Here is a 22,625-nt window from a genome sequence, read left to right on the forward strand (position 1 = left end):
ATTTTTAATCGTCGCTCAATCTATCACCTTAATGAATATATGTCATCTGGTGATCAGGAATGCTAAACATTTCTAATGTAAAACAGAATCTACACAAGCGCTGACAAACGAGAAATTATATCATATGATATTGGTTATCATTACCAATTGATGAGATAGAGATAATGTTACAACGGCAGTTAGAAAGTGCGTGGGCAGTGTTGATACCTGGAGGAATTGTCGCCGCATTGTTGTATCTGGATCTTTCTTTTAGTCAGTGGCGAGTGCTGATTGTGCTGGGATTATTGGTGACGACGGCAATGCTCTACCATAAACGGTTACGTCATTTTGTCTTGTTGCCATCATGCGTTGCATTTGCCAGTGGGCTTGCACTAGCGATGATGAATCTGGAAGCTATGAAATAGGGATGTGAAACAGAGAATGACGAGAGTGAAGCCAGAAGAGGGTGATAAGAATTGGTGCGAAGAGAGGGACTTGAACCCTCACGCCCGTTAGAGCACTAACACCTGAAGCTAGCGCGTCTACCAATTCCGCCACCTTCGCAAATCAAATCTTATCTGATATCGCCTTCGCATTGGTGCGAAGAGAGGGACTTGAACCCTCACGTCCGTAAGAACACTAACACCTGAAGCTAGCGCGTCTACCAATTCCGCCACCTTCGCGCAGTGCGAACGATATCTTGCGTGGTTAATGGTGCGAAGAGAGGGACTTGAACCCTCACGTCCGTAAGAACACTAACACCTGAAGCTAGCGCGTCTACCAATTCCGCCACCTTCGCATACCCACAACACCGAAGTATTGTAACCACGGAGGCGCATTCTAGATGTTTTCTGCGCGTCGTCAACAGTTAATTTAGTGCCGCTTTTCTAATCGCTGCAAAAAGCGGCACAACAACGTGTTAGCGCTTCTTCACGCCACGCATCACAACGGAGCGGTAAACTTTGAAACGGCCTGTCTGAGCGATCACTTCGTGGTTACCGAAGGTTTCATCCAGCACGTCCGGATACGCCAGGAAGGCGTTCGCCACGATACGCAATTCACCGCCCATATTCAGGTGGCGTACTGCGCCACGAATCAGCTGGTGAGCCGCATCCAGGCTGGTTTGTAAACCATCATGGAACGGTGGGTTTGAGATAATCATGTCGAAACGGCCATTCACTTCGGAATAGACGTTACTGGCGATAACTTCGCCTGCAATTTCGTTGGCGGCAAGCGTTGCACGGCTTGCAGCAACGGCTGGTGCAGAAACATCACACAAAGTCAGACGGACTTTTGGTGAATGCTTAGCAAGCGTTACCGCCAACACGCCTGCGCCGCAACCGACATCCAACACTTTGCCTTTGGTGTGCGGTGTCAGCGTGGAAAGCAGTAATTTACTGCCAGTGTCCAGACCGTCACGGCTAAACACGCCAGGCAGAGTTTTTACGGTCAGGCTTTCGTGTTGATACTCATCCCACCAGGAATTCTCATCAAACTGCGGCTGTTTTTCCAGGCGACCATGATAGAAACCGCAACGACGTGCGCTATCAATTTTATTGAGTGGGCTAAATTCGGCGAGCATCTGCTCAGCACTGCGCACACCACTACGGTTTTCACCAACGACAAAAATATCGCTGCCAATTGGCATCAACGATAAAATGTTCATCAGCTGGAACTGAGCTTCTGGCTTATTCTTCGGCCAGTAATAAATTAATGTATTGCAGTCGCCAATGCTGCTGGCGTCAGCCACCAGGCCGTATTGTGCATCTTCGCCCATCTGAGCGCTCAATACCTGCCAGTGGTGAAATTGTTGGGTATGGACGCGACTTGCTGCCGTTTCGAAACGGGCAGGCATGTCGTCTTGTAAATCACCGGCAAACAGCACGCGGCTCTCGGTAAAATCATCGCTATGGCGCAGCAGCACTTCACTTGCCGGGGTTAACGCAGTCATCAAATTACTCCTGGGAAATCAGAACCGGGATTATAGAGCTTTAATGGCGCACATTCGATGAATTTGCTATATTTGCGCCCCAATTGGCACTCTCTACCTGGTTTCGCTATGCCCCATATACCTTTGCGACGTGACTGGTTGTTACAACAGCTGGGCATCACCCAGTGGGAGCTGCGGCGCCCGGCTGCGTTGCAGGGCGAAATCGCGGTCTCGCTGCATGAAAACGTTAAGTTATTGATAATCGCCGAAGATCTTCCTGACTTAAACGATCCTTTCGTTTGCGATGTTTTGCGCAGCCTGAATCTGGATGCACAGCAGATTATGCAACTGACCCCGGAACGAGCTGCAATGCTGCCAGGTGAAAGTCGTTGTAATAGCTGGCGACTGGGTGTGAGTGAACCGCTCCCTATTTCGGGCGCGCAGTTAGCGACCCCGAATTTAAACGAGCTTTATCATAATGGCGCTGCCAGACAGGCGCTGTGGCAACAAATTTGCGAACATGAACACGATTTCTTCCCTCAACACCAGTGACTTGAGCCTGGCTTACGCCATCGAACAACGCAGCCATGCTTTCCCATGGAGTGAAAAAACCTTCGCCAGTAACGAGGGCGAACGCTATTTGAACTTACGACTCGATGTTGACGGTAAAATGGCAGCGTTTGCGGTGACGCAGGTCGTGCTGGATGAAGCGACGTTATTTAATATTGCGGTCGATCCGGATTTCCAACGACAAGGTTTGGGCCGCCAGTTGCTGGAGCATTTAATCAGCGAGCTGGAAGCGCGAGATGTGTTTACCCTGTGGCTTGAAGTGCGCGCCTCGAATACGGCGGCGATTGCGCTTTATGAAAGCCTGGGCTTTAACGAGGCGACGATTCGCCGTAACTATTACCCCACAAAAGAGGGTCGGGAAGATGCCATCATCATGGCATTACCTTTAGGCTGAAACGACAGGTGTGTAAATGAACTGGGACTGGATTTTATTTGATGCTGACGAAACGCTGTTTACCTTTGACGCGTTCGGCGGCTTACAGCGGATGTTTCTCGATTATAGCGTGACGTTTACCGCTGAAGATTTCCAGGATTACCAGGCTGTTAACAAACCTTTGTGGGTCGATTATCAGAACGGTGCTATTAGCGCGCTTCAGTTACAGCATCAGCGTTTTCTGGGCTGGTCGGAAAGATTGTCGGTGCCTGCGGGTGACCTGAACGCTGCGTTTCTCAATGCTATGGCCGAAATTTGTGTGCCGTTGCCCGGTGCTGTTTCGCTGCTTAATGCGTTAAAAGATAAAGTAAAAATCGGTATTATCACCAACGGTTTTACTGCGCTGCAGCAAATCCGCCTGGAACGCACGGGTCTGCGCGATTATTTCGATTTGCTGGTGATTTCCGAACAGGTCGGTGTCGCGAAACCCGATCGTAAGATTTTTGATTACACCTTTGAGCAAATGGGCCATCCGCCGCGCGACCGCGTCATGATGGTTGGCGACACCGCAGAATCAGATATTCTGGGCGGCATGAATGCAGGAATTGCCACCTGCTGGCTCAACGCCCACGGACGAAGCTTACCGGAAGGCATCTCACCGACCTGGGAAGTGACCACACTAAATGAACTGGAGCGATTGTTGTGTAATTGATGATTGCATCACAGCTGATTGTTAAACCTGACCTGATGGGTAAAATAGCCGCCAGGTAACGTTCATTTGCCGCGCAGTTACGCCTGTGCGCAATTCACAGAAGAATTCATTATGACTTTGTCTCCTTTTTTGCAAGAAGTGGGGAAACGCCGCACTTTTGCGATCATTTCTCACCCCGATGCCGGTAAAACGACCATCACGGAAAAAGTGTTGCTGTTCGGACAGGCGATTCAAACTGCGGGTACGGTAAAAGGCCGTGGCTCCAACCAGCATGCAAAATCTGACTGGATGGAAATGGAAAAGCAGCGTGGTATCTCGATTACCACCTCCGTCATGCAGTTCCCGTATCGCGACAGCCTGGTTAACCTGCTGGACACCCCAGGGCACGAAGACTTCTCCGAAGATACTTATCGTACGCTGACCGCGGTTGACTGCTGTTTGATGGTTATTGATGCCGCGAAAGGTGTTGAAGATCGTACCCGTAAGCTGATGGAAGTTACCCGTCTGCGCGATACGCCAATCCTCACTTTTATGAACAAACTTGACCGCGACATCCGTGACCCAATGGAAGTGATGGATGAAGTTGAACGCGAGCTGAAAATTGCCTGTTCACCTATCACCTGGCCAATCGGCTGCGGCAAGCTATTTAAAGGTGTTTATCACCTCTATAAAGACGAAACTTATCTGTACCAGACCGGTAAAGGTCACACCATCCAGGAAGTGCGTATCGTGAAAGGGTTAAACAACCCTGATCTGGATGTGGCGGTAGGTGAAGAACTAGCAGCACAGCTGCGTGACGAGCTGGAACTGGTACAAGGTGCTTCCCACGAATTTGACCGTGAGTTGTTCCTTGAAGGCGAACTGACTCCGGTGTTCTTCGGTACAGCATTGGGTAACTTCGGTGTTGACCATATGCTGGACGGCCTGGTCGAGTGGGCTCCGGCGCCAATGCCACGCAAAACTGATACGCGTGTAGTAGAAGCGGCTGAAGATAAATTCACCGGTTTCGTGTTTAAGATTCAGGCCAACATGGACCCGAAACACCGTGACCGCGTGGCTTTCATGCGTGTGGTTTCCGGCAAGTACGAAAAAGGCATGAAGCTGCGCCAGGTTCGTACCGGTAAAGACGTGGTGATTTCTGATGCGCTGACCTTTATGGCGGGTGACCGTTCGCACGTTGAGGAAGCCTTCCCTGGCGATATCATCGGCCTGCACAACCACGGCACCATTCAAATTGGTGATACCTTCACCCAGGGCGAAATGATGAAGTTCACCGGTATTCCGAACTTCGCACCGGAACTGTTCCGTCGTATTCGTCTGCGTGATCCATTGAAGCAGAAGCAGTTGCTCAAAGGCCTGGTACAGCTTTCTGAAGAGGGCGCGGTACAGGTATTCCGCCCAATCGCCAACAACGATTTGATTGTGGGTGCGGTCGGTGTGCTGCAGTTTGATGTGGTTGTGGCGCGTCTGAAGAGTGAATACAACGTTGAAGCGATTTACGAATCCGTCAACGTTTCGACCGCGCGTTGGGTTGAAAGCACTGATGTGAAGAAGTTTGAAGAATTCAAACGGAAAAACGAAATGCAGTTGGCTCTTGATGGCGGCGACAACCTCGCTTATATCGCTCCAACCATGGTGAACTTGAACCTGACGCAAGATCGTTACCCGGAAGTGACGTTCCGTAAAACTCGCGAGCACTAATCCCCTCTCAGGGCGCGGCAGTCGTCGCGTCCTGCTACTTTTCCCGTCTTATTAATCCCTTACGGATTGTTCTTAATTTCCTGCATTTTCCTTACGTTCCTCCATTCACACCATGCAAATCTGTGATTGTTGTCTATATTTAACAAACCAGTGACAAATTGGTTGGTCGAATATGCCATGTAAACGAAGCTTTCTGGCGGGTTCATCCACTCTAATTTTTGTTGGCGTTATTAAAAACTGAACGGAAAATTTTTGGGCCGTAACACTTGGCCTGAGGTTTAAGGAAAGCCGTTACGTTAAGGCTTGTGCTCAAATTGTGAGCAAAACTATAGGAATTAATCGATGACTATGACTACGACTAAGATTTCTAAAACTCTGTTAGCTGTTGTTCTTGGCTCTGTGCTGGCAAGCGGTAGCGCTTTAGCAGAAGACAAGATGCTTAACAAAACCGAATCGACAGCGGACACAGCAGGCGAAAAAATTGATAGCTCCGTAAAAGACGTCGGTAATTTCATGGATGACAGCGCTATCACTGCGAAAGTGAAAGCCGCCCTGGTCGATCACAAAGATATTAAAAGTACCGATATCTCAGTGAAAACCGACAAAAAAATCGTCACGTTAAGTGGGTTCGTTGAAAGCCAGGCGCAGGCTGAGCAGGCCGTAACAGTTGCCAAAGGCGTGGAAGGGGTCTCTTCTGTCAGCGACAAACTGCATGTGCGTGACGGGGCCGATAAATCAGTCAGCGGTTATGCAGGCGATACTGCTACCACCAGCGAAATTAAAGCTAAACTTTTAGCAGACGACATCGTGCCTTCGCGCCATGTGAAAGTTGAAACCACCGAAGGTGTAGTCCAGCTATCGGGTACTGTGGAATCAAGCGCGCAGTCCGAGCGGGCTGAAAGTGTTGCCAAAGCAGTTGATGGCGTTAAAAGCGTCAAAAACGACCTGAAAGTGAAGTAACCGATCAATCGAAACTTTCTCCTCTGGTTATGCCGGGGGAGTCAGTAACCAAGTAAGCAACATCAATACCAAATATCGCCAATGAGTGCGCATCCCGCACCCATCCAGAAGCGATTCGGGTTCACTATGGTTAAGGAGAGGCTTATGTTTCGTTGGGGCATTATTTTTCTGGTCATTGCGTTGATTGCAGCAGCTCTGGGTTTTGGTACTCTTGCGGGTACTGCGGCAGGTGCTGCAAAAATTGTCTTTGTGGTAGGTATTATTCTGTTCCTGGTTAGCCTGTTTATGGGCCGAAAACGCCCATAGCGATTTTTACGTGCTATAACCATTAGAGACAGACCAGAGAGCCAGTCTATTTAGACTGGCTCTCGCGTTTTTAAGCGACTAACAAATAACCAATAATAAATATCCTTTAGATTAAGGAAAGCAGGGTGGGACAAAGAATACCCGTAACGCTCGGCAACATTGCGCCGCTTGCGCTTCCAACGTTTCGTCCAGGAAAACTCGCCATTATTTGTGAAGGTGGCGGGCAGCGTGGGATATTTACAGCCGGCGTGCTGGACGAGTTTATGCGCGCTAACTTCAACCCGTTCGATCTCTTCTTAGGCACCTCCGCGGGTGCGCAAAACCTTTCCGCTTATGTTTGTCACCAGCCTGGTTATGCCAGAAGAGTGATCACCCGTTTTACCACGACCCGTGAATTTTTTGATCCTCTGCGCTTTGTGCGTGGCGGGCATCTTATCGATCTCGACTGGCTGGTTGAGGCCACATCGTCAAAAATTCCGCTCTCAATGTCGAGCGCGGAAAAACTGTTTGAGTCCGGTAAAGCGTTCTATATGTGCGCCTGTCGCAGTGATGATTACACCCCAGGTTACTTTTCGCCGAACAGCACAAGTTGGCTGAATATCCTCAAAGCCTCCAGCGCCATCCCGGGTTTTTACCGTAGCGGGGTAGAGATTGATGGCATCGGTTATCAGGATGGTGGAATAAGCGATGCGATTCCGGTTCGCGAAGCCGTGCGCCTGGGGGCTGATACGTTGGTGGTTATCCGTACTGTTCCTTCGCAAATGTATTACACGCCTGAATGGTTTAAACGCATGGAGCGCTGGCTTGGCGATAGCAGCCTGCAACCGTTGCTCCATTTGGTGAAACATCACGAGGCAAGTTATCGTGAGATACAGAATTTTATTGAAAAGCCACCGGGCAAACTGCGTATTTTCGAAATCTATCCGCCGAAGCCACTGATGAGCATGGCGCTTGGCAGCCGAATGCCCGCGCTGAATACGGACTATAAAACGGGCCGTTTATGCGGGCGCTATTTCCTTGCTACCGTGGGTAAACTGCTGGCGGCTCAACCGCCGATAAAACGCCATCATCCGCGTATTATCGTGCCAGGCCCGGTTGTGGTGGCGCCGGGAATCGTGACGCATGAGCCTTTATCTCAGGCGGTGATTGAAACCCCAGAGGCGAACGATTCCACCTTTAATAATGAAGGTACGGCGTGACAATGACTTTTTACGATACGCATTGTCACTTCGACTTCCCGCCGTTTAGCAATAACGAAGCCAGTAGTCTGGCGCTTGCTGCACAAGCGGGTGTCGAAAAAATTATCGTTCCGGCCATTGAAGCCGAGCGCTTTGGTGTCGTTCTGGCTCTGGCCGACAATTATCCGCCGTTGTATGCCGCGCTGGGCTTGCACCCGATTGTGATTCACAAACACCAGGATGCGTCACTGGCGTTGCTGGAACATCATCTGCAACAACGTCCGAAAAAGCTTGTGGCAATTGGCGAGATCGGTCTTGATCTCTATATGGATAATCCGCTTTTTGAGAAACAAGAAGCGATGCTCGATGCGCAGTTAAAGCTGGCAAAACGTTATGATTTGCCGGTCATCCTTCATTCACGTCGTACCCACGACAAACTCGCTGCCCATTTAAAACGCCACGATTTACCGCGAGCCGGTGTGGTGCATGGTTTTTCGGGCAGCCTGCAACAGGCTGAACGTTTTGTGGCATTGGGCTACAAGATTGGGGTGGGGGGAACCATAACCTATCCGCGAGCCAGCAAAACGCGCGATGTGATGGCGCAACTACCGCTCAGCGCGTTGGTGCTGGAAACGGATGCGCCCGATATGCCACTCAATGGCTGGCAAGGACAGGCTAATCGTCCGGAACGCATTGTTGAGGTTTTTCAAACCCTTTGTTCTCTCCGTTCTGAACCTGCGGATGTTATCGCAGATACTTTCATTCATAACTGCAATGAATTATTCAATCTGAAATAGTCAGTAACAAAATGTGATCCAGCTCACCTTATAAGATAAACGTTTCCATGAATGTGTATAAATACGTGATTGCCGTTCCATTTGCTGGCTTCCCTGCCGTTATAATCCCGCCAGTTGTCGGTTTTTAGCTCGCTTTCACTTTTATCAACTAATACACAGGGATTCTGTATGCAACTCTTCATGGGATTGATCGGCATGATCGTTCTGCTGCTGATCGCCGTTTTACTTTCCAGTCATCGCAAAGCGATTAATCTTCGCACTGTTCTGGGCGCATGGATTATCCAGGTCGGCATCGGTGCTCTTATCCTGTATGTTCCGGTCGGTCGTAAAGTTCTGTTGGCCATGTCTGAAGGTGTCGCTAACGTTATCGCTTACGGTAACGCCGGTATTTCCTTCCTGTTTGGTGGCCTGGTTTCGGACAAAATGTTCGAAGTCTTTGGCGGCGGCGGCTTTGTATTTGCCCTGCGCGTTCTGCCAATCATTGTCTTCTTTTCCTCACTGATTGCAGTGCTTTACTACTTGGGCATCATGCAGTTAGTGATTCGTGTTCTCGGCGGCGGCCTGCGTAAGTTGCTGAAAACCTCTCGCACTGAATCCCTGTCTGCGACAGCCAACATCTTTGTTGGCCAGACTGAAGCTCCGCTGGTGGTCCGTCCTTATATCGCGACCATGACGCGTTCAGAACTTTTCGCCGTCATGTGTGGTGGTTTGGCATCCGTGGCAGGTTCCGTGTTGGCCGGTTACGCGCAAATGGGCGTACCGCTAGAATATCTGATTGCAGCATCCTTCATGGCGGCACCCGGCGGTTTACTGTTTGCAAAAATCATCCTGCCTGAAACAGAAACACCAAACGATGCACCAGAGCTGGAATCCATGAAAAATGATCCAGATCGCCCAGCGAACGTGCTGGATGCTGCGGCATCAGGTGCAGCTTCGGGTATGCAGTTGGCTCTAAACGTAGGCGCAATGTTGCTGGCGTTTGTGGCTCTGATTGCCTTACTGAACGGGATGCTTTCTGGCATTGGCGGCTGGTTGTTTAACTACCCGCAACTGTCGATGGAACTGATCCTTGGTTGGGTGTTCTCACCGCTGGCGTGGGTTATCGGTGTGCCATGGAGCGAAGCTAACGTTGCGGGTTCCTTCATCGGCCAAAAACTGATCATCAACGAATTTGTCGCCTACCTGAACTTCGGGGAATACCTGAAAGATGACGCCACCGTTGCGGCAGCAGGCCTGCAAGTTCTGTCAGATCACACCAAAGCGATTATTTCCTTCGCGCTGTGTGGTTTTGCTAACCTTTCTTCTATCGCTATCCTGATTGGTGGCCTGGGAAGCATGGCTCCAAACCGCCGTCACGATATTGCTCAGCTTGGCCTGAAGGCTGTAGCAGCAGGTACCTTGTCTAACCTGATGAGTGCGACAATTGCCGGGGTGTTCCTGTCATTATAAAAAGGTGATGTTAAAATTATAACATCCCTGTGAAATCAATGGTCGGCACTTTTGCCGGCCATTTTTTTATATTTGAATCACATTTTTACTCTATCTAACCTTGTTAAATCACATATACTGTACAAAGCATGTAATTTCTCCTTTGGCTTTTGTGAAGCGAGACACAATATTATCAAGATGGTGAATGTTATAATTATAACATTGCTACATATGATGTGCGGTGAGAAGGATCTCAACGTGACGGTGACCCGTGTTACCTCTGCTCTTCAAGGAACCAAGTCCGCTCCAACGTGTTGAGTTTCGAAGCCAGAGACTTCTATATCTTTTGTTGGAGAGTGTTATGACCGATTTAACTGCAAGCAGTCTGCGTGCCCTGAAATTGATGGACCTGACTACCCTGAACGACGATGACACCAATGAAAAAGTGGTAGCACTTTGTCATCAGGCCAAAACAGCGGTAGGTAATACTGCGGCGATCTGCATTTATCCTCGTTTCATCCCAATTGCTCGTAAAACTCTGAATGCCCAGGGCACTCCTGAGATCCGCATTGCTACCGTGACCAACTTCCCACACGGCAACGACGACATCGAAATTGCGCTGGCTGAAACCCGCGCGGCTATCGCTTACGGTGCCGACGAAGTTGACGTGGTGTTCCCATACCGCGCGCTGATCGCGGGTAACGAACAAGTGGGTTTTGACCTGGTGAAAGCCTGTAAAGAAGCCTGTGCTGCGGCAAACGTTTTGCTGAAAGTGATCATCGAAACCGGCGAGCTGAAAGAAGAAGCCCTGATTCGTAAAGCGTCGGAAATTTCTATCAAAGCCGGTGCTGATTTCATCAAAACCTCTACCGGTAAAGTACCGGTCAATGCCACGCCGGAAAGCGCTCGCATCATGATGGAAGTGATCCGTGACATGGGCGTTGAGAAAACCGTTGGTTTCAAACCAGCCGGTGGCGTGCGTACTGCTGAAGATGCGGCGCTGTTCCTGTCTATCGCGGATGAACTGTTTGGTGCTGACTGGGCTGATTCCCGTCACTACCGTTTTGGTGCGTCCAGCCTGCTCGCGAGCCTGTTAAAAACGCTGGGTCACGGTGACGGCAAAAGCGCAAGCGGCTACTAATCTCTTCCTTGCGGCGGTTTCCCCGCCGCATTTCACCTGATGAATTCAGGGGGTTACCTTGTTCCTCGCTCAAGAAATTATTCGTAAAAAACGTGATGGTCATGCGCTAAGCGATGAGGAAATTCGTTTCTTCATCAATGGTATTCGGGATAACACTATCTCTGAAGGGCAGATTGCAGCACTGGCAATGACCATTTTCTTCCACGACATGACTATGCCGGAACGCGTATCTCTGACCATGGCGATGCGAGATTCAGGAACCGTGCTGGACTGGAAGAGCCTCAATCTGAACGGCCCAATCGTTGATAAACACTCAACGGGCGGTGTCGGTGATGTGACTTCATTAATGCTTGGCCCAATGGTGGCGGCATGTGGCGGTTACATCCCAATGATTTCTGGCCGTGGTTTAGGCCATACCGGTGGTACGCTCGATAAACTCGAAGCAATCCCTGGATTTGATATTTTCCCGGACGATAACCGTTTCCGCGACATTATTAAAAACGTCGGCGTGGCAATTATCGGCCAGACAAACTCGCTTGCTCCGGCGGACAAACGCTTCTACGCCACGCGTGACATTACCGCGACCGTAGACTCCATCCCGCTGATTACCGCTTCCATTCTGGCGAAGAAACTGGCCGAAGGCCTGGATGCGCTGGTGATGGACGTGAAAGTCGGCAGCGGTGCATTTATGCCGACTTATGAGCTTTCTGAATTGCTCGCCGAAGCGATTGTTGGCGTGGCAAATGGCGCAGGCGTTAAAACCACTGCGCTGCTGACCGACATGAACCAGGTGCTGGCCTCCAGCGCAGGTAATGCGGTTGAAGTTCGCGAAGCGGTGCAATTCCTGACCGGCGAATACCGCAACCCGCGCCTGCATGAAGTCACCATGGCGCTGTGCGTGGAAATGTTACTTTCCGGCAATCTGGCAAAAGATGACGCCGAAGCCCGCCAGAAACTGCAAGCGGTGCTCGATAACGGTAAAGCGGCTGAAGTGTTTGGTCGCATGGTTGCGGCGCAAAAAGGCCCGACAGACTTCGTCGAAAACTATGCGAAGTACCTGCCAACCGCCGTGCTGAGCAAAGCGGTTTATGCAGATAAAAATGGCTTCATCTCCGAAATGGACACCCGCGCGCTAGGTATGGCGGTGGTAGCGATGGGCGGCGGTCGTCGTCAGGCTTCTGATTCCCTGGATTACAGCGTCGGCTTCACCGATATGGTGCGCCTGGGCGATAGCGTTGAGATTTCTCGCCCGTTAGCGGTGATTCACGCTGCAAGCGAAAGTCAGTGGCAAGAAGCGGCTCGTGCGGTTAAAGCGGCAATTAAAGTTAACGATACGGCACCGGCTAAAACGCCAGACGTTTATCGCCGTATTAGCTAAATGCTGGCATACTGATCTGATCACTTTTTGAAACGCTCTCGGGCGTTTCAGGCGCAACGACGCAGGAGAAATTATGAAACGTGCATTTATTATGGTGCTGGACTCTTTCGGCATTGGCGCGACTGAAGATGCTGACCGCTTTGGCGACGTTGGCTCTGATACCTTCGGCCATATCGCGCAAGCTTGTGCAAATGGCGAAGCCGACAAAGGCCGTAAAGGGCCACTGCATTTGCCTAACCTGACTCGCCTGGGTCTGGTGAAAGCGGCTGAAGGTTCTACCGGTAAAATCCCGGCGGGTATGGACGGTAACGCAGAAGTTATCGGTGCATACGGTTGGGCGCATGAACTTTCGTCTGGTAAAGACACTCCGTCAGGCCACTGGGAAATCGCCGGTGTTCCTGTGCTGTTCGAGTGGGGCTACTTCTCCGATACCCAAAACAGCTTCCCGCAAGAATTGCTGGATAAACTGGTCGAGCGCGCAAACCTGCCAGGTTACCTCGGTAACTGCCACTCTTCCGGTACTGTGATTCTGGATGAACTGGGCGAAGAGCATATGAAAACCGGCAAGCCGATTTTCTATACCTCCGCTGACTCCGTGTTCCAGATTGCCTGCCACGAAGAAACCTACGGCCTCGATAAACTCTACGAACTGTGCGAAATCGCCCGTGAAGAGTTGACCGAAGGCGGCTACAACATTGGTCGCGTTATCGCGCGTCCGTTTGTTGGTGACAAAGCGGGTAACTTCCAGCGTACCGGCAACCGCCATGATCTGGCTGTTGAACCGCCAGCTCCAACCGTGTTGAAAAAACTGGTTGATGAAAAAAATGGTCAGGTTGTTTCCGTGGGTAAAATCGCAGATATCTATGCTGAAGTCGGTATCACCAAAAAAGTGAAAGCGACCGGTCTGGATGCGCTGTTTGACGCGACAATTACCGAGATGAAAGAAGCGGGTGACGACACTATCGTGTTCACCAACTTCGTCGATTTCGACTCCTCTTACGGTCACCGTCGTGACGTAGCAGGTTATGCCGCCGCGCTGGAACTGTTCGACCGTCGTCTGCCAGAACTGATGGAATTGCTGAAAGAGGACGATATTCTGATCCTCACCGCTGACCACGGTTGTGACCCAACCTGGCAAGGTACTGACCATACTCGCGAACACATTCCGGTATTGGTCTACGGCCCGAAAGTGAAAGCTGGCTCTCTGGGCCATCGTGAAACCTTCGCGGATATCGGCCAGACCGTGGCGAAACACTTCGGTGTTTCAGATATGGACTACGGCAAGAACATGCTGTGATACCCGTCATTCTTCGAGCCGCAGGTGTGTTGGCTGCAAAAGCTCACCCCAGTCACTTACTCAAGTAAGCTCCTGGGGATTCGCTTTCTTGCCGCCTACCTGCGACTCGAATTATTTAGGGTATATGGATTACAGATTTGGGTGAGATGTTTTATCCGCCCAGACGTTAACCTCTTAAAACAAGGAATAAAAACATGGCAACGCCACACATTAATGCAGAAATGGGTGATTTCGCAGACGTCGTTTTGATGCCAGGCGACCCGCTGCGCGCAAAACATATCGCTGAAACTTTCCTTGAAGATGTTCGTGAAGTGAACAACGTGCGTGGCATGTTGGGCTTCACCGGGACTTACAAAGGCCGCAAAATTTCTGTAATGGGCCACGGCATGGGTATCCCATCCTGCTCGATTTACACCAAAGAGCTGATCACTGATTTCGGCGTGAAGAAAATCATACGTGTGGGTTCTTGCGGTGCAGTACGTATGGATGTGAAATTGCGTGACGTGGTTATCGGCATGGGTGCTTGCACCGATTCCAAAGTGAACCGTCTGCGTTTCAAAGACCATGACTTCGCTGCAATCGCTGACTTCGACATGGTGCGTAACGCGGTTGATGCAGCTAAAGCGCTGGGCGTTGATGCTCGCGTGGGCAACATCTTCTCTGCAGACCTGTTCTACTCCCCAGACCCGACTATGTTCGACGTGATGGAAAAATACGGCATCCTGGGTGTGGAAATGGAAGCCGCGGGCATCTACGGCGTGGCAGCAGAATTTGGTGCTAAAGCACTGACCATCTGTACCGTGTCTGACCATATCCGTACTCACGAGCAGACTACTGCTGAAGAGCGCCAGACAACCTTTAACGACATGATCAAGATCGCTCTTGAATCTGTGTTACTGGGCGACAAAGAGTAAGATTTTAAAGGGTGCTCCGGCACCCTTTATCTTTTCAAATTATCTATTCATTTTAATCCATCTATTCCGCTTATCTGCTTTATCTTTCAATTATATAGCGCTATATATCTATTCAAGTATCTATTCATATGAGCGCTCTGACAGATTTATTGCTGCATGGCCCACAAACTGCAACCTCATTACGCCAGCGTTTGGGTGTCAGCCAGGCGACGTTTTCACGTCTGGTGAATACTGAAAGCGATGTCATAAAAGCAGGCGCTGCCAGAGCGACCCAATATGCCCGGATCAGACCAGTGCGCCAGATCCGGCAATTTCCATTGTGGCAAATAGATGATGCGGGGCAGGCCTGGCGTTTCGGGGACTTGTATCCCATCTGACGCAGGGAAGCTGGCTGGTGATACTGAATAATGGCACCGCGCAATGGTTTAACGGTATCCCATGGTATTTAACCGATCTGCGTCCTCAGGGTTTTTTGGGGCGAGCGTGGGGGAAGCGCTTAGCACAGCAAACAGGATTACCGGAAGATATTAGCCCGGCGTTTCGCGAGCTTTGCAGAGAGATGTCATTGCAACTTGATACCGTTGAGGCAAGCGTTAAGCGACTCGCCTAGCGCACCGTCTGCGCAATCCACGTGCTCAATTCACGTAATTCCATTTCTTGTTCCGGGAAGTCGGCAATCAGCGTTTCGCATTGCTGTTGCAACATGTCACTGCGATACAAACAGCCCTGCAAACGGGCCGCCAGCGCTTCAAGAGGCGCGGGGTTTAGGCTGTCTGTGAATATTTTCGCTTGGGTGATATGCCCTTTCTCAACGTCGAAATGCAGTTCAACACCACCCCAGGTAAAACGCTGATCCAGTAAATGGCTAAATGCCGGAGCCTGGCCGAAATTCCATTCCCAGCTACTTTGGCGGGCAAAGGTTTCAGCAAAGCCAGGTAGGTCGGGCAGGGCATCAGGAGAAATATGTTCTGCTGGCACTCGTTCGCCGTAGAAGGCAAAAAATGACTCACGTACCGCATCGCAAACTTGCTCGTGTGTCAGGCCAGGCAGCAGATCGCTGAGGTTTGCCACTCGTCCACGTACTGAAGTTATGCCTTTGGCCTGCAGTTTTTTCTGGTCTGGATTCAGGTAGTTTGCCAGGCGGCTTAAATCGGCATTCAACAGCAAGGTGCCGTGATGGAAACCGCGATCCATCGTTTCCTTATAAGCCGATCCGGAAACTTTGCGCACTCCCTCCGCGGTGGCAACTTCCAGATCATTGCGTCCGGAAGCGGTGGCACTGATGCCGAGCACATTAAGCGCATTCACCACAATGGCCGTCGACACACTTTTGTCGTATTCCGGTTTTCCCGCCATAAAGGTGAAACAGGTGTTGCCCAAATCGTGGAATACCGCGCCACCGCCGCTGCTGCGTCTGGCCAGCCGCACGTTATCTTCTTCCATGCGCCGGGTATTACATTCTTTCCACGGGTTTTGCGCCCGGCCAATGACCACTGTATCCGCGTTGCGCCATAAGAACAGCACGCGCTGGGTTGCAGGCATCTGGCGGAAAATACACTCTTCCACCGCCAGGTTGAACCAGGGATCGTAAGAGTCCGAAATAAGCAGACGTAATGTAGACATAGCAGAAGTCCTTTCTTATTGGGGTTTATTGGCGCTCGGTTCTTCCTCATCTTCTTTTACTTCGGTATTCGCCGTCAGAAGAAAAGGAGATTGTTGCCAGCGGGTGCGTTTGCCCTGCAAAAGCGTGCGCGTCAGCACAATGCCAATTGCCAGCGCCAGTAACATCATCAGGCGCAAAATATTGGTGGTGTTATCCACTTGCTTGGCTTCAGTGGGTAGCGTGTGGGTATCGAGCGTGATGCGCAGATAGCCTACAGGCCCATCTTTATCTTCAATCGGTTGAACAATTTGCTGATTAAAATAACTGCCCGCTTTTTTCCCATCCAGAGCGAGTCGATCGCGCACGGCGATCCCTTCGCCCGCATGTGCGACCTGGCTGCCGCCGTTGTCGTAAACACCTGCATCCAGAATTCGGCTGTCCTGAGTCAATAAATTCAGCACTGTTGAAATCTTTTTCTCATCAGGATTTTCAGACTTCATCAATGGAATCAGGTTATAGCTCACCTGCCGTGCCAGGGTTCTTGCCAGTTCTTCAAGTTGCACGTTCCGGGCTTGTTGATGCCCCTGGCTAAACCACGACGCGCCCTGCATCAGTGCGACTAAAAGTGCGAGGCAGATAAGCACAATCACTGCACGATGCAGCCTAAATTTCATTTTTGCCCGAGCCATAATGCACCTTCAATAAATTGCTTACTTTAATGTTGCCAGAAGCGGCGTGGACAAGGTAGCCTCATGCGTTGTTTTGTTCCGAATACCCTTAATCATTCGAATTGCTGCGGTGTTGGCTGTAATCCGAATGATTAATGCTATCTCTTAAATCTTTCCTGGAGTTGTGATGCCGAATAGTCTGACCTGGTGCGACCTGCCAACCGACGTATCTCTCTGGCCTGGTTTGCCGCTATCGTTAAGTGGCGATGAAGTTATGCCACTCGATTACCGTGCTGGCCGCAGCGGCTGGCTTCTGTATGGTCGGAATCTGGATAAAGAGTGCCTGAATCGCTATCAACGTAAGTTAGGCGCGGCGATGGTTATCGTCACCGCGTGGTGCGTTGAAGATTATCAGGTTATTCGCCTGGCCGGTTCATTAACTCCTCGCGCTACCAAACTTGCCCACGAAGCCGGTCTGGATGTTGCGCCACTGGGCAAAATCCCGCATCTGCGCACGCCTGGCCTGCTGGTGATGGACATGGATTCCACCGCCATCCAAATAGAATGTATCGATGAAATCGCGAAACTGGCTGGCACTGGCGAAATGGTGGCTGAAGTGACCGAGCGCGCGATGCGTGGCGAGCTGGATTTTGCCGCAAGCTTGAAACAACGCGTTGGCACGCTTAAAGGCGCGAACGCGTCTATTCTGCGCCAGGTGCGTGATGAACTACCGTTGATGCCGGGGCTGACGTCACTGGTACTTAAGCTTGAATCCCTTGGCTGGAAAGTTGCGATTGCCTCCGGTGGTTTCACCTTCTTCGCCGAATATCTGCGCGACAAATTGCATTTAGATGCAGTGGTGGCAAACGAGCTGGAAATCTGCGACGGCAAGCTCACTGGCGAAGTCATCGGTCAAATCGTTGATGCACAATTCAAAGCCACAACGCTCCAGCGTCTGGCAGATAAATACGAAATCCCCGTCGCGCAAACCGTCGCGATTGGTGATGGGGCGAATGACTTACCGATGATTCAATCGGCGGGCCTGGGCATTGCTTTCCACGCTAAACCTAAAGTGAATGAGAAAACAGAAGTCACCATCCGTCATGCTGATTTGATGGGCGTATTCTGCATTCTGTCCGGTAGCCTTATCCAGGAAGAACGCTAATGGCAAAAGCTCCGAAACGCGCCTTTGTCTGCAACGAGTGCGGCGCAGACTATCCTCGCTGGCAGGGGCAATGCAGCGCCTGTCACGCATGGAATACGATCACTGAGGTGCGCATTGCCGCCTCGCCGACGGTTGCGCGTAATGAGCGTTTGTCAGGTTATGCCGGTAGTGCGGGCGTCAGTAAAGTTCAAAAACTTTCTGAAATCAGCCTCGAAGAGCTGCCGCGTTTTTCTACTGGTTTTAAAGAGTTTGACCGCGTGTTAGGCGGCGGTGTGGTGCCGGGAAGTGCCATTCTGATTGGTGGTAATCCTGGTGCAGGTAAATCCACGCTGCTGTTGCAAACCTTATGCAAGCTCAGCGAACAGATGAAAACGTTGTACGTCACCGGTGAAGAGTCGCTGCAACAAGTGGCGATGCGCGCCCACCGTCTTGGGTTGCCGACCAATAACCTGAATATGCTTTCGGAAACTGGCATCGAACAAATCTGTATGATTGCCGAGGAAGAAGCGCCGAAGCTGATGGTTATCGACTCCATTCAGGTGATGCACATGGCCGACGTACAGTCGTCGCCTGGCAGTGTGGCGCAGGTGCGTGAGTCAGCCGCTTATCTGACGCGCTTTGCTAAAACGCGCGGTGTGGCGATTATCATGGTCGGCCACGTCACCAAAGATGGTTCGCTTGCCGGGCCAAAAGTGCTCGAACACTGTATCGACTGCTCGGTGATGCTCGATGGCGATGCCGATTCCCGTTTCCGCACGCTGCGCAGCCATAAAAACCGCTTTGGTGCGGTGAATGAGTTGGGTGTGTTTGCGATGACAGAACAAGGGCTGCGTGAAGTGAGCAACCCTTCCGCTATTTTCCTGAGCCGTGGAGATGAAGTGACGCCCGGCAGTTCGGTGATGGTTGTGTGGGAAGGCACGCGCCCATTGCTGGTAGAAATTCAGGCGCTGGTGGATCAATCCATGATGTCCAACCCGCGCCGTGTCGCCGTGGGTCTTGAGCAAAACCGCCTGGCGATTCTGCTGGCCGTTTTGCACCGCCACGGTGGCCTGCAAATGGCTGACCAGGATGTGTTTGTCAACGTGGTCGGTGGCGTGAAAGTCACCGAAACCAGTGCTGACCTTGCCTTGTTGTTGGCGATGGTTTCCAGCCTGCGCAACCGTGCTTTGCCGCAAGATTTGGTGGTGTTTGGTGAAGTCGGGTTAGCCGGGGAAATTCGTCCGGTGCCAAGCGGCCAGGAGCGTATTTCAGAAGCCGCAAAACACGGCTTTAAACGTGCGATTGTGCCGCAGGCCAACGTGCCGAAAAAACTACCGGAAGGGATGCAGGTCTTCGGTGTGAAAAAACTGGCTGATGCGTTGTCGGTGTTTGACGACTTATAATTGATATTTGCCCAATTTTGCAGGAGGCAGCATGTCGTCTTTTGATTATCTGAAGACTGCTATTCGTCAGCAGAGCGTTACGCTACAGCAAGTTGCAGAATCCTGCGGCATGACCAAGGGCTATCTTAGCCAGTTACTGAACGCCAAAATCAAAAGCCCAAGCGCGCAGAAACTGGAAGCATTGCATCGTTTTTTGGGGCTGGAATTTCCACGGCGTGAGAAAAAAGTGGGCGTGGTATTCGGTAAGTTTTATCCGTTGCATACTGGCCATATCTATCTGATTCAGCGCGCGGCAAGCCAGGTTGATGAACTGCATATCATCATGGGCTATGACGAAACCCGCGATCGCTTGCTGTTTGAAGACAGTGCGATGTCGCAGCAACCGACCACCGGTGACCGCCTGCGCTGGCTGTTACAGACCTTCAAGTATCAGAAAAATATCCGCATTCATTCGTTTAACGAAGAAGGGATGGAACCGTATCCGCACGGTTGGGATGTCTGGAGTCGCGGTATCAAAGCGTTCATGGAAAGCAAAGGGATTAACCCCGACTGCATCTATACCTCCGAAGAGAGCGATGCGCCCCGTTTTATTGAACAGCTCGGCATTGAAACGGTGCTTATCGACCCGAAGCGCACCTTCATGAATATCAGCGGCGGGCAGATTCGCGAAAACCCATTCCGCTATTGGGAATACATTCCTACCGAAGTAAAACCGTTCTTTGTCAGAACCGTGGCTATTCTGGGTGGTGAATCGAGCGGTAAATCGTGGATGGTGAATAAGCTCGCCAACATTTTTAATACCACCAGTGCCTGGGAATATGGGCGTGATTACGTCTTTTCGCACCTTGGCGGTGATGAGATGGCGCTGCAATATTCTGACTATGACAAGATTGCTATTGGGCATGCTCAGTACGTTGATTTTGCCGTTAAATACGCCAATAAAGTCGCATTTATTGATACTGACTTTGTGACGACTCAGGCGTTCTGCAAAAAGTATGAAGGGCGTGAACACCCGTTTGTACAGGCCCTGATCGACGAGTACCGCTTTGATCTGGTGATTTTGCTGGAAAACAATACGCCGTGGGTGGCTGATGGTTTGCGCAGCCTGGGCAGCGATACGGACCGCAAGTCTTTCCAGAATTTGTTGGTGTCGATGCTTGATGAAAACAACATCAGCTACGTGCATGTGGAAGAGTCTGACTACGATTCACGCTTCTTGCGCTGTGTGGATTTGGTGAAGGGCTTAATTGGCGAGCGTGGATAAAACAACCCTCACCCCGGCCCTCTCCCTGAGGGAGAGGGAGAAAACCGCTTAATTCCCTCGCCTGATGGAAAGGGAGAAAGCCGTTAATTCCCTCTCCTGGGGGAGAGGGTTAGGGTGAGGGCGTTACAACAATTACTTCGTTACACGCTTGTACTTAATACGCTTAGGTTCCAGCGCATCTGCACCCAGGGTGCGTTTCTTGTACTCTTCGTACTCAGTAAAGTTACCTTCAAAGAACTCCACTTTACCTTCATCCTGGTAATCCAGAATATGCGTGGCGATACGGTCAAGGAACCAACGGTCGTGCGAGATAACCATGGCACAGCCTGGGAACTCCAGCAGGGCGTTTTCTAACGCGCGCAGGGTTTCGATATCCAGGTCGTTGGTTGGTTCATCGAGCAGTAGTACGTTGCCGCCAACTTGCAGCAGCTTCGCCAGGTGCAGACGACCGCGTTCACCACCGGACAACTCACCAACACGTTTACCCTGGTCAACGCCTTTAAAGTTAAAGCGACCAACGTAAGCGCGGCTTGGCATTTCGGTGTTGCCGATACGCATGATGTCCTGACCGCCGGAAACTTCTTCCCACACGGTTTTGCTGTTATCCATCGCGTCACGGAACTGATCGACAGAAGCCAGTTTCACGGTTTCACCTAGTTCAATGGTGCCGCTGTCTGGTTGTTCCTGGCCTGACATCATACGGAACAGGGTAGATTTACCCGCGCCGTTCGGGCCGATGATCCCGACAATCGCGCCTTTCGGTACGGCGAATGTCAGGTCTTCAATCAGCAGGCGGTCGCCGTAGGATTTACGCAGGTTGGTAACCTCAACGACTTTATCGCCCAGACGTGCGCCTGGTGGGATAAACAGTTCGTTGGTTTCGTTACGTTTCTGGTATTCAGTGCTGTTAAGTTCTTCAAAGCGAGCCAGACGCGCCTTGCCTTTAGACTGGCGGCCTTTCGCACCCTGACGTACCCACTCCAGCTCTTTCTCAATGGATTTACGGCGAGCCGCTTCCGATGAGGCTTCCTGAGCCAGACGTTCGTCTTTCTGCTCAAGCCATGAGGAGTAGTTACCTTCCCACGGAATACCTTCGCCGCGGTCAAGTTCCAGAATCCAGCCAGCCACGTTATCGAGGAAGTAACGGTCGTGGGTAATTGCCACAACGGTGCCTTCGAAATCGTGCAGGAAGCGCTCGAGCCACGCCACGGATTCAGCATCCAGGTGGTTCGTTGGTTCGTCGAGCAGCAGCATGTCTGGTTTTTCGAGCAGCAGGCGGCAAAGTGCTACGCGGCGGCGCTCACCACCAGACAGGTTTTCAATTTTAGCGTCCCACTCCGGCAGACGCAGTGCATCAGCAGCACGCTCCAGTTGAACATTCAGGTTATGGCCATCGTGTGCCTGGATGATTTCTTCAAACTTGCCTTGCTGTGCAGCAAGCTTATCGAAGTCAGCGTCTGGTTCGGCATATTTTGCGTAGACTTCATCCAGACCTTTCAGCGCGTTAACGACTTCGGATACCGCTTCTTCAACCGATTCACGAACCGTGTGCTCGAGGTTGAGCTGAGGTTCCTGAGGCAGATAGCCAATTTTCAAACCAGGTTGTGGACGGGCTTCGCCTTCGATGTCGGTATCAATGCCGGCCATAATGCGCAGCAGCGTGGATTTACCGGAACCGTTCAGACCCAGTACACCAATTTTGGCGCCAGGGAAGAAACTGAGCGAGATGTTTTTCAGAATATGGCGTTTCGGCGGAACAACTTTGCCGACACGATGCATGGTATAAACGAATTGAGCCACAGTGCGACTTCGCCTCTTTTTCGTGATTTAAGATGGTGCGTATTAGTGGCGAAGTGTAGCCGTTTTCAGCAGGTAATCC

At 51.1% G+C, this 22,625-nt stretch carries 21 protein-coding genes, 3 tRNA genes and 1 pseudogene; 18 read left to right on the plus strand and 7 right to left on the minus strand.

The window, feature by feature from the left end:
* The first annotated feature begins 164 nt into the window (after positions 1–164).
* Positions 165–404 (plus strand): DUF1435 domain-containing protein, encoded by a 240-nt coding sequence (locus MNO13_RS02995; RefSeq protein WP_241939513.1) that lies wholly within the window; start codon positions 165–167, stop codon positions 402–404.
* Between the two features lie 52 nt (positions 405–456).
* Here MNO13_RS02995 and MNO13_RS03000 read toward each other — a convergent pair.
* The 4 genes from MNO13_RS03000 to rsmC form a co-directional block, all read right to left on the minus strand.
* Positions 457–543: transfer RNA gene (locus tag MNO13_RS03000), tRNA-Leu, on the minus strand.
* Between the two features lie 32 nt (positions 544–575).
* Positions 576–662, minus strand: a tRNA-Leu gene (locus tag MNO13_RS03005).
* 29 nt (positions 663–691) lie between these two features.
* Positions 692–778: transfer RNA gene (locus MNO13_RS03010), tRNA-Leu, on the minus strand.
* A gap of 120 nt (positions 779–898) precedes the next feature.
* Positions 899–1,930: a 16S rRNA (guanine(1207)-N(2))-methyltransferase RsmC gene (rsmC, locus tag MNO13_RS03015; RefSeq protein ID WP_064543324.1), complete on the minus strand. Its 1,032-nt coding sequence runs from the start codon at positions 1,928–1,930 to the stop codon at positions 899–901.
* Positions 1,931–2,038: 108 nt separating this feature from the next.
* Here rsmC and MNO13_RS03020 point away from each other — a divergent pair, with 108 nt between their 5' ends.
* The 14 genes and pseudogenes from MNO13_RS03020 to MNO13_RS03085 form a co-directional block, all read left to right on the plus strand.
* The gene (locus MNO13_RS03020) at positions 2,039–2,461 is read left to right on the plus strand and encodes a DNA polymerase III subunit psi (RefSeq protein ID WP_064543326.1); all 423 of its coding nucleotides are present in this window, start codon (positions 2,039–2,041) and stop codon (positions 2,459–2,461) included.
* Entirely contained in the window at positions 2,430–2,873 is a 444-nt protein-coding gene (gene rimI / locus MNO13_RS03025; protein ID WP_064543328.1) for a ribosomal protein S18-alanine N-acetyltransferase, read from the plus strand. Before MNO13_RS03020 ends, rimI begins: the two co-directional genes overlap by 32 nt.
* Before the next feature lie 16 nt (positions 2,874–2,889).
* The gene (yjjG, locus tag MNO13_RS03030) at positions 2,890–3,564 is read left to right on the plus strand and encodes a pyrimidine 5'-nucleotidase (protein WP_064543330.1); all 675 of its coding nucleotides are present in this window, start codon (positions 2,890–2,892) and stop codon (positions 3,562–3,564) included.
* A 111-nt stretch (positions 3,565–3,675) separates the two neighbouring features.
* Positions 3,676–5,265, plus strand: coding sequence for a peptide chain release factor 3 (gene prfC, locus MNO13_RS03035; RefSeq protein ID WP_064543556.1), 1,590 nt, complete (start codon positions 3,676–3,678; stop codon positions 5,263–5,265).
* 342 nt (positions 5,266–5,607) lie between these two features.
* On the plus strand, positions 5,608–6,225 hold the full coding sequence (osmY, locus tag MNO13_RS03040) for a molecular chaperone OsmY (RefSeq protein WP_064543331.1): 618 nt from the start codon (positions 5,608–5,610) through the stop codon (positions 6,223–6,225).
* Between the two features lie 144 nt (positions 6,226–6,369).
* Positions 6,370–6,531 carry a DUF1328 domain-containing protein gene (locus tag MNO13_RS03045; protein ID WP_064513877.1) on the plus strand — a complete coding sequence of 54 codons (162 nt, stop codon included), beginning with the start codon at positions 6,370–6,372 and terminating at the stop codon, positions 6,529–6,531.
* Positions 6,532–6,656: 125 nt separating this feature from the next.
* A complete protein-coding gene (locus MNO13_RS03050; protein WP_064543333.1) occupies positions 6,657–7,730 on the plus strand; it encodes a patatin-like phospholipase family protein in 1,074 nt (357 codons plus the stop codon).
* Complete coding sequence (locus MNO13_RS03055; RefSeq protein ID WP_064543335.1) at positions 7,727–8,506, plus strand: TatD family hydrolase; 780 nt, start codon at positions 7,727–7,729, stop codon at positions 8,504–8,506. Before MNO13_RS03050 ends, MNO13_RS03055 begins: the two co-directional genes overlap by 4 nt.
* Positions 8,507–8,674: 168 nt before the next feature.
* Positions 8,675–9,955, plus strand: a complete 1,281-nt coding sequence (locus tag MNO13_RS03060) for a NupC/NupG family nucleoside CNT transporter (protein ID WP_064543337.1) — start codon at positions 8,675–8,677, stop codon at positions 9,953–9,955.
* Between the two features lie 340 nt (positions 9,956–10,295).
* Positions 10,296–11,075, plus strand: coding sequence for a deoxyribose-phosphate aldolase (gene deoC, locus MNO13_RS03065; RefSeq protein WP_064543339.1), 780 nt, complete (start codon positions 10,296–10,298; stop codon positions 11,073–11,075).
* 58 nt (positions 11,076–11,133) lie between these two features.
* Complete coding sequence (deoA, locus tag MNO13_RS03070; RefSeq protein ID WP_064543341.1) at positions 11,134–12,453, plus strand: thymidine phosphorylase; 1,320 nt, start codon at positions 11,134–11,136, stop codon at positions 12,451–12,453.
* Between the two features lie 73 nt (positions 12,454–12,526).
* Entirely contained in the window at positions 12,527–13,750 is a 1,224-nt protein-coding gene (gene deoB, locus MNO13_RS03075) for a phosphopentomutase (RefSeq protein ID WP_064543343.1), read from the plus strand.
* Between the two features lie 194 nt (positions 13,751–13,944).
* Complete coding sequence (gene deoD, locus MNO13_RS03080; protein ID WP_064543345.1) at positions 13,945–14,664, plus strand: purine-nucleoside phosphorylase; 720 nt, start codon at positions 13,945–13,947, stop codon at positions 14,662–14,664.
* Positions 14,665–14,792: 128 nt separating this feature from the next.
* Positions 14,793–15,193, plus strand: a pseudogene (locus tag MNO13_RS03085) (type II toxin-antitoxin system HipA family toxin YjjJ); the annotation flags it as partial.
* A 77-nt stretch (positions 15,194–15,270) separates the two neighbouring features.
* On the opposite strand, the gene lplA reads toward MNO13_RS03085, so the two are convergent.
* Both lplA and MNO13_RS03095 read right to left on the minus strand, forming a co-directional pair.
* Positions 15,271–16,287 (minus strand): lipoate--protein ligase, encoded by a 1,017-nt coding sequence (gene lplA, locus MNO13_RS03090; protein ID WP_241939514.1) that lies wholly within the window; start codon positions 16,285–16,287, stop codon positions 15,271–15,273.
* Positions 16,288–16,302: 15 nt separating this feature from the next.
* Entirely contained in the window at positions 16,303–16,956 is a 654-nt protein-coding gene (locus MNO13_RS03095) for a YtjB family periplasmic protein (protein ID WP_064543354.1), read from the minus strand.
* Between the two features lie 166 nt (positions 16,957–17,122).
* On the opposite strand from MNO13_RS03095, the gene serB reads away from it, so the two are divergent.
* From serB to nadR, 3 genes are read left to right on the plus strand one after another with little or no spacing between them, the layout of a single operon-like run.
* On the plus strand, positions 17,123–18,100 hold the full coding sequence (gene serB, locus MNO13_RS03100; RefSeq protein WP_064543357.1) for a phosphoserine phosphatase: 978 nt from the start codon (positions 17,123–17,125) through the stop codon (positions 18,098–18,100).
* The gene (gene radA, locus MNO13_RS03105) at positions 18,100–19,482 is read left to right on the plus strand and encodes a DNA repair protein RadA (RefSeq protein ID WP_064543359.1); all 1,383 of its coding nucleotides are present in this window, start codon (positions 18,100–18,102) and stop codon (positions 19,480–19,482) included. Before serB ends, radA begins: the two co-directional genes overlap by 1 nt.
* A gap of 31 nt (positions 19,483–19,513) precedes the next feature.
* Complete coding sequence (gene nadR, locus MNO13_RS03110; RefSeq protein WP_241939515.1) at positions 19,514–20,746, plus strand: multifunctional transcriptional regulator/nicotinamide-nucleotide adenylyltransferase/ribosylnicotinamide kinase NadR; 1,233 nt, start codon at positions 19,514–19,516, stop codon at positions 20,744–20,746.
* Between the two features lie 132 nt (positions 20,747–20,878).
* On the opposite strand, the gene ettA is transcribed toward nadR, so the two are convergent.
* The gene (gene ettA, locus MNO13_RS03115) at positions 20,879–22,546 is read right to left on the minus strand and encodes an energy-dependent translational throttle protein EttA (protein WP_064543363.1); all 1,668 of its coding nucleotides are present in this window, start codon (positions 22,544–22,546) and stop codon (positions 20,879–20,881) included.
* Between the last annotated feature and the right edge of the window lie 79 nt (positions 22,547–22,625).

The organism is Buttiauxella ferragutiae (assembly GCF_022637515.1).
In the GTDB taxonomy this organism is placed as follows: Bacteria; Pseudomonadota; Gammaproteobacteria; order Enterobacterales; family Enterobacteriaceae; genus Buttiauxella; species Buttiauxella ferragutiae.

Bases quoted from the DNA above. Each gene is read 5' to 3' on its own strand.
- MNO13_RS02995 (WP_241939513.1), top strand. From the start codon at position 165: ATGTTACAACGGCAGTTAGAAAGTGCGTGGGCAGTGTTGATACCTGGA.
- rsmC (WP_064543324.1), bottom strand. From the start codon at position 1,930: ATGACTGCGTTAACCCCGGCAAGTGAAGTGCTGCTGCGCCATAGCGAT.
- MNO13_RS03020 (WP_064543326.1), top strand. From the start codon at position 2,039: ATGCCCCATATACCTTTGCGACGTGACTGGTTGTTACAACAGCTGGGC.
- rimI (WP_064543328.1), top strand. From the start codon at position 2,430: ATGAACACGATTTCTTCCCTCAACACCAGTGACTTGAGCCTGGCTTAC.
- yjjG (WP_064543330.1), top strand. From the start codon at position 2,890: ATGAACTGGGACTGGATTTTATTTGATGCTGACGAAACGCTGTTTACC.
- prfC (WP_064543556.1), top strand. From the start codon at position 3,676: ATGACTTTGTCTCCTTTTTTGCAAGAAGTGGGGAAACGCCGCACTTTT.
- osmY (WP_064543331.1), top strand. From the start codon at position 5,608: ATGACTATGACTACGACTAAGATTTCTAAAACTCTGTTAGCTGTTGTT.
- MNO13_RS03045 (WP_064513877.1), top strand. From the start codon at position 6,370: ATGTTTCGTTGGGGCATTATTTTTCTGGTCATTGCGTTGATTGCAGCA.
- MNO13_RS03060 (WP_064543337.1), top strand. From the start codon at position 8,675: ATGCAACTCTTCATGGGATTGATCGGCATGATCGTTCTGCTGCTGATC.
- deoC (WP_064543339.1), top strand. From the start codon at position 10,296: ATGACCGATTTAACTGCAAGCAGTCTGCGTGCCCTGAAATTGATGGAC.
- deoB (WP_064543343.1), top strand. From the start codon at position 12,527: ATGAAACGTGCATTTATTATGGTGCTGGACTCTTTCGGCATTGGCGCG.
- deoD (WP_064543345.1), top strand. From the start codon at position 13,945: ATGGCAACGCCACACATTAATGCAGAAATGGGTGATTTCGCAGACGTC.
- lplA (WP_241939514.1), bottom strand. From the start codon at position 16,287: ATGTCTACATTACGTCTGCTTATTTCGGACTCTTACGATCCCTGGTTC.
- MNO13_RS03095 (WP_064543354.1), bottom strand. From the start codon at position 16,956: ATGGCTCGGGCAAAAATGAAATTTAGGCTGCATCGTGCAGTGATTGTG.
- serB (WP_064543357.1), top strand. From the start codon at position 17,123: ATGCCGAATAGTCTGACCTGGTGCGACCTGCCAACCGACGTATCTCTC.
- radA (WP_064543359.1), top strand. From the start codon at position 18,100: ATGGCAAAAGCTCCGAAACGCGCCTTTGTCTGCAACGAGTGCGGCGCA.
- nadR (WP_241939515.1), top strand. From the start codon at position 19,514: ATGTCGTCTTTTGATTATCTGAAGACTGCTATTCGTCAGCAGAGCGTT.